Genomic DNA, 6,199 nt, shown 5'->3' with positions numbered 1-6,199 from the left:
GCCGAGGCGGTTCATCACGGCGGTGTCGACCTAATTGCTGTGGTCGTTCTGCTCGCAGCTGCTGTGGTGACCGTGCCGCTGTTTCGCCGCGCTGGTCTCGGCTCGGTCCTCGGCTATCTGGCCGCGGGGCTCGCGATCGGCCCGTTCGGTCTTGGTTTCTTCCACGATGCGCAGTCGATCATCCACGTCGCCGAGCTGGGCGTCGTGCTGTTTCTCTTCATCATCGGCCTGGAAATGCAGCCCTCGCGTCTATGGGCCATGCGCGGCGAGATCTTCGGCCTTGGGCTCCTGCAGGTAGGCCTCGCCATTACCGTTCTTGTCTGGGTCGGCATCGCGCTCGGCTACCCGACGGCGGCGAGTTTCGTCGCTGGCACTGGCTTCGTGCTGACATCGACCGCCATCGTGATGCAGATGCTGGAGGAACGCGGCGCGATGGGGCTGCCAAAGGGACGTCGGATCATAGCCATTCTGCTTCTGGAGGATCTCGCCATCGTGCCGCTGTTAGCGCTGGTCGCCTTCCTCGCCCCCGGCGGAGCCGAGGCGACCTTGGCCGACCGCGTTACGAATGTCGTCATTGGACTTGCCGCCATCGCAGCATTGGTTCTAGCCGGACGCTACCTGCTCAACCCAATGTTCCGCCTGCTCGCCCAGTTCGGGGCACGCGAGGTGATGACGGCGGCGGCACTCCTGGTGGTGCTCGGCGCGGCGGTGCTGATGCAGGTCGGCGGGCTGTCCATGGCCATGGGCGCATTCCTCGCCGGCGTGCTCCTGTCGGAATCGGCCTTCCGCCATCAGCTCGAAGCCGATGTCGAACCCTTCCGCGGACTGCTACTCGGCCTCTTCTTTCTCGGCGTTGGCATGGCACTCGACTTGAACATTATTGCGACCAACTGGGCGGTGATCGCGATCTCGGTGCCGGCTTTCATGATCCTGAAGATGATTGTGATCTACGGTGTCGCGAGATTCCTCAAGGCTGACAATCGAGAGGCGATCGAGCGCACGGTGCTGATGGCGCAGGGCGGCGAGTTCGCCTTCGTACTTTACGCTACCGCCACCCAGTTCGGCATCCTGACACCCGAATGGAATGCCAACCTGACCGCGATCATCATCATCTCCATGGTGCTCACCCCCTTGATGGTCATTATCCACGACCGGCTGGTGCCGAAATCGGTGCAATCGATGGATGGCGTCGAAGCGGTCGAGAACCTATCGGGCAACGTGCTTCTCATCGGCTTCGGGCGCTTCGGCCAGATCGTCAGCCAGCCACTTCTGGCGCGTGGCCATTCGGTCTCGATCATCGAGACGAGCACCGAGGCGATTCGAGACGCCGAGGATTTTGGGTTCAAGATCTATTACGGCGACGGATCGCGTCTCGACATTCTTCATGCGGCTGGAGCGCACGATGCCAGGGCCATCATCGTCGCGGTGAACGATGCCAAGGCAGCGACCACGATCGCAGAGCTGGCGAGACACGAGTTTCCGATGGTGCCGGTATTGGCCCGCTCGATTGATCGTGAACATGCAATCGAACTGGTTCACGCCGGGGTCGACTATCAGGTGCGTGAGACCTTCGAATCCGCCCTCAAACTCAGCGAACGGGCTTTGGTCGTGCTCGGTGACGACCCGGACGCGGCGACGGAGCTGATGGCCGATATCCGCCGTCGCGACGCCGAACGCTTCGAGATCGAGACGGTCGGAGGCATCTATGCCGGTCGCGGCCTGATCCACGGCAACGCACCGAGCAATGGCGAACCGGGAGCATCTTCATGATGGCCATATCCAGAATACGGTGGCACAGAGATGACGCGCTGATTTCGGATGTTGTCGGCTTCTGGAAGCAAGCTGGCGGTGAAGGCCGATGGTTCGACAAAGACAAGGATTTTGACCGCAAATTCCGGGAGCGATTTCTCGACCTGCACATAGAGGTCGCCAAACGGCGCCATGATGGCTGGATGAGAACCCCCGAAGGCGCATTGGCGCTGCTGATTCTGACCGACCAGTTTCCTCGCAACGCCTTTCGCGGCACAGCGCACATGTACGCTACCGATGCGCTGGCCCGCCACTATGCCCGCGCGGCGAAGGCAGTTGAGCATATGGAGCGCGTCGAGGCGGACCTGCGTCTGTTCTTCTGCCTGCCCTTCGCCCATTCGGAAGAAATCACAGATCAGGACGTCTCCGTGGCGCTGAACGGAAGGCTCGGTCGGCCCTGGCTCGATCACGCCAAAGGGCACCGCGACATTATCCGGCTCTTCGGGCGCTTTCCCCACCGCAATCCCATGCTCGGCCGCGCGACCACGCCAGCAGAGGCGGACTTTCTCAAGGGCGGCGGGTTCCAAGGATAGGAACTCAGGCCCTCAAGAGCAATAACAGGAGCAATTGACAGATGCCCGCATCAGACCTGAAAGTCGAAACTCGGATTGGTATCAAGCGCAAGCCACGCCGCATCCTGCCGATCGTTTCCAACACGACCGAGCTCAAGGGGTTTCCGGTCGGCTTCTTCGCCGAGGAAATGACCCGCGCCTTCCTGATGTTCACCGAGGCAGGACATCAGGTCGATCTTGCCTCGCCGAGAGGCGGCGAAGTGATGTTCGACACGCAGTGATCCGCGCCCGACGCGCTTGCCCAACCCGAAACCGACCAATATCAACCCCAAGGACCCTCGTTATGAACGAGGGACGACCGGGGGGCAGGTCAGCATACATCCAACCATGCGGGGGGATGATTTCCAGTCGACTTCCATCTACTCGACGCACTCAGGTCAACCCGCCAAGGCGCGCTGCACCGCACCGGGCTCTTTCTCGATCACCCGCAGCAGCGTGGCAGCAGGACCAGAGACGCGACGCTGACCCTGTTCCCACTTTCGATACCCCGAAAGGCTCATCCCCATCAACGGGGCCATTTGCGCCTGCGTCAGCTTCGCCCGCATCCTGACCTCTCGCGGATCGACCGGCTCGTGCAGGATTGCGGGCCCCTCTCCCTTGGCATGGGCCAGTGCCTCGCCCATGGCCTGGATCAGATCCTCGCCAAACGTGCTCATTTCCTTTCCTTCCATGCAGCCTTCAGCGCCGTGGCCAGCGCGGCCACCGTGCGCTTTTCATCCGGGGTCATGTCGCTTCTCGCGTTCTTGGCATAGGCCAGCAGCGCGTAAAGCGGCATGGTTTCATCCAGATAGTAGTAGATCACCCGAGCACCGCCCCGTTTGCCTCGACCTGAGGCCGCGAACCGGAGTTGCGCACCCCACCGTGCCAGGGATTTCATCACCGGCCATGGGGTTCTCGGCCAGAAAATCGATCAGTTCCCGCTTCTCGTCTTCATTGAACAGCTTTTCGGTCTGTCGGGTGAAGATAGGGGTTTCCGCCACTGTCTGCATGCTTGCATGTAGCCCACCGGGTTACTTCTTGCAAGAGGAGAAGCAGTAAGAAGTACCGGATCACCAGCCCCAATTATCGGTGCCGCAATCCCAGATACCATCAATTTCGGCCTCTGCTGCAGGCGTGAAGACGAAGCTAGAGGATTTCGCTTGCCTCGGCACTTGACGAAGGACATCAGAGCGGTGCACCCGGTCCCGGTGACGGAAACCCTATTTCTCGCGGGAACGCAAGCTCTCTGTTATTGTGTTGATTTCCTGCGCTATATACTGCCTCGATACACAAAGGATGCTTCGTGTCGGGCGTACTTGCCCTGACGGTCCGCGCTCAGCCAGGCGCAGGATCCAAAGCATAGTTGCTAGTCTTTAAAATTCATACGCGCTCGATATCTTGGAAGTTTTTTTCTCTCCTCTTCAAGGGATCGCGCTATCGGCGGGTGGTAAATATAGGGATAGTGAAAGCTTGACCACACTCGAAACACAAACAATAAAGTAAAAAATCCAGTCGCAAAGAGGACGGCCTCTCCCCAGATGCCGAATCTTATGACGACTTCATACAAAATTGTCGGAAAGTCAAAAAGCCAATGACTCAAAAAATTTGACGCTGCAATTATCATAAATCCAAACAAAAGATCTGATAGGTCGCGCAATTTTGCCTCTCTTGATTTTTCTTGCTCTTTGTTTCCAAGGTACCAATCGAGTAAAAATTTGTTATCATTTTCAATTGCTCGCTTTAGGACATGCTGGTCTAGGACATAATCCGGGTGATTATTGATCCTCTCTGAGGATCGAAGCGGCAGCGGCAGCGCCAAGAAAATTGCTTTGGCTGTAAAGACCACTGCAGGCAAAACATACGCTGCAATAAAGCACAGCGAAGCTCCGAACACCACCACGCTCGCAATGTTAATATTGGGCCGATCACCCTGCACCCAAGACAGCAGGCCGCCACATCCACAAGTGAGCAAGAAAATATCAAGGAAGAGAGCAATAAATATTATTCTGGTCGCCCAAGAAATTTCCCATGCCTTGTCTATAATGGATTTGGTTGCTGCAGATATCGCTTTGGAAACATCCAAAGCGCCGCTTGGCTCAGCCATGATCTTTTTCCTTGTTGGTGCGTTGACGAAAGCATTTCACTCAAATAGACGGTAAATGTGATATGGTATTCTTATCTGGATCACTCCATCATATAGCCCAGCGCCCGGTAGCCGGTTCTTCGTTTGGCGGCCATCCTGGCGAGGACCGGGACCGAACTGTCGACGTAGTCGACCACCAATACGTCTTTCTTGTCGTCATGCCGCCGGTGCAACCTGCCCACATATTGCGCCAATGTGCCCTTCCAAGCGATCGGCATCGTCAGGAACAGGGTGTCGAGCCGCGCATCATCGAAGCCCTCGCCGATATAGCGCCCTGTTGCGAGGATCAGCCGTTCTACATCATCGGCAACGCTCAAGGAAGTCTGCGCGGCCTTCCGGTCCTTTGCCGACATGCCGCCACGGAGCACGACGATGTTCTTAGCGAACCTGGAGAACCGCTGTTGAAAGTAATCAAGGTGATCCTTGCGCTCGGTCAGCACGATCGGCGAGCGTTTGGCCTCCAGCGACTTCAGAACGTCGTCAAAGATCAGATCGTTTCTGGTCTGGTCCTCCGCCAGAGCGGCATAGATCGCAGGCATGGATGGGCGCTCGGCCATGGCGAGAGCCTCTGGCAATCGGAATCTTGTATGACGCTCACGGGCCCGATGGTGAATGCCGCTTTCGGCAGCCTGTAATTTGGCACTCACCTGATGGCGCACCGGACCGCATTGCATGAAGATGATCGGGTGATGCCCGTCTTTTCGGGCGACGGTTGCCGACAATCCGGTGACGTAGCGCGCCTTCGATCTGCGGGCGACAAGCTCGAAGCTTGCAGCGGACAGGTGATGGCACTCATCGACGACAAGATGGCCATATTTGCCAACGATATCGTCAACTTCACCCTTGCGAACCAGGCTCTGGATCAGCGCCACGTCGATCACACCGGTAGGTTTGCGCTTTCCGGCACCGATGGTGCCGATCTGCTTCGGGTCGATCTGTAGAAAGGACCCAAGGCGCTCGACCCACTGGCTGAGGAGTTCACGGCGATGGACCAGAACCAATGTATTGCGAGCGCGATGCGCGATCAGCGCCGAGGCCACGACGGTCTTTCCGAATGCGGTCGTGGCGGCGAGCACGCCTGTATCGTGCTTGGCCAATGCATCAAACGCGCGCGATTGCTGCTGGCGAAGTTCGCCACGGAAGCGAACCGTCTCTGGCAAACAAGTTCCATCTTCGCGCAAATCGTCCAGATCGGCTGTCGCTCCGTGATCGGAAAGGAGCCCGATCACTTCATCGAGGCAGCCGCGCGGCAGGGCGACGTGTCGGGGGTGCAGTTCGGCACAGGATACAATTCGCGGCTTGCCAAATGTCGGTAGCCGCATTGCTTGTGCGCGATAGAATTCCGGGTTCTGGAACGCCGCCAATCGCACCAACTGAGCGATCATAGCGGTCGGCAGATCCGACCGGTCGATATAGATCTGATCGGCGATCGTCACCTTGATGGTCTGCGGAAGGGCCACACCGAGGCGTCGTGGCGTGCTGCGGCGCGACGGGGGCATCTTCCAAGGCTCGTCCGCCTGCTCGTCATCCACCGGCATTCGCACACCCAGCACCCGCCCGGAGAGCTCTGCCGCTTCGACGTGCTCGGTCACCGCCGCCAGGGACATTCTCGGCAAGGACGACAAATGGGCCCACTGATCCCCATATGGCCGCATGTCTGAGTCGACAAAGACGCTGTTGCCCGCCTTGCGCGCCC

General features: G+C 58.5%; 7 protein-coding genes. 3 read left to right on the top strand and 4 right to left on the bottom strand.

Annotated elements, in window-relative coordinates:
* The 3 genes from ACFOMP_RS09575 to ACFOMP_RS09565 form a co-directional block, all read left to right on the top strand.
* On the top strand, positions 1 to 1,770 hold a 1,770-nt coding region (locus tag ACFOMP_RS09575), incomplete at its 5' end, for a monovalent cation:proton antiporter-2 (CPA2) family protein (protein WP_379029873.1).
* A complete protein-coding gene (locus ACFOMP_RS09570; protein ID WP_230998491.1) occupies positions 1,767 to 2,342 on the top strand; it encodes a DUF924 family protein in 576 nt (191 codons plus the stop codon). The genes ACFOMP_RS09575 and ACFOMP_RS09570, both read left to right, overlap by 4 nt.
* Before the next feature lie 41 nt (positions 2,343 to 2,383).
* Positions 2,384 to 2,602, top strand: coding sequence for a hypothetical protein (locus ACFOMP_RS09565; RefSeq protein ID WP_230998490.1), 219 nt, complete (start codon positions 2,384 to 2,386; stop codon positions 2,600 to 2,602).
* Between the two features lie 156 nt (positions 2,603 to 2,758).
* Here the strand turns inward: ACFOMP_RS09565 and ACFOMP_RS09560 are convergent, their stop codons facing one another.
* The 4 genes from ACFOMP_RS09560 to ACFOMP_RS09545 all read right to left on the bottom strand — a co-directional run.
* Positions 2,759 to 3,037 (bottom strand): helix-turn-helix domain-containing protein, encoded by a 279-nt coding sequence (locus ACFOMP_RS09560; protein ID WP_036765876.1) that lies wholly within the window; start codon positions 3,035 to 3,037, stop codon positions 2,759 to 2,761.
* Positions 3,034 to 3,183, bottom strand: a complete 150-nt coding sequence (locus ACFOMP_RS09555) for a hypothetical protein (RefSeq protein WP_230998489.1) — start codon at positions 3,181 to 3,183, stop codon at positions 3,034 to 3,036. Before ACFOMP_RS09555 ends, ACFOMP_RS09560 begins: the two co-directional genes overlap by 4 nt.
* A gap of 543 nt (positions 3,184 to 3,726) precedes the next feature.
* Complete coding sequence (locus ACFOMP_RS09550; protein ID WP_379029869.1) at positions 3,727 to 4,464, bottom strand: hypothetical protein; 738 nt, start codon at positions 4,462 to 4,464, stop codon at positions 3,727 to 3,729.
* 80 nt (positions 4,465 to 4,544) lie between these two features.
* Positions 4,545 to 6,199, bottom strand: a 1,655-nt coding sequence (locus ACFOMP_RS09545) for a DEAD/DEAH box helicase family protein (protein WP_379029867.1), incomplete at its 5' end; no start/stop codon positions are given.

Origin of the sequence: Paracoccus simplex (assembly GCF_042648325.1) — a bacterium.
Lineage (GTDB): Bacteria > Pseudomonadota > Alphaproteobacteria > Rhodobacterales > Rhodobacteraceae > Paracoccus > Paracoccus simplex.
This window is presented reverse-complemented; position numbering and strand designations above follow the sequence as displayed.

What these genes read in the sequence shown, in the direction of transcription:
- ACFOMP_RS09565 (WP_230998490.1), top strand. Translation starts at nt 2,384, where the DNA reads ATGCCCGCATCAGACCTGAAAGTCGAAACTCGGATTGGTATCAAGCGC.
- ACFOMP_RS09550 (WP_379029869.1), bottom strand. Translation starts at nt 4,464, where the DNA reads ATGGCTGAGCCAAGCGGCGCTTTGGATGTTTCCAAAGCGATATCTGCA.
- ACFOMP_RS09560 (WP_036765876.1), bottom strand. Translation starts at nt 3,037, where the DNA reads ATGAGCACGTTTGGCGAGGATCTGATCCAGGCCATGGGCGAGGCACTG.
- ACFOMP_RS09570 (WP_230998491.1), top strand. Translation starts at nt 1,767, where the DNA reads ATGATGGCCATATCCAGAATACGGTGGCACAGAGATGACGCGCTGATT.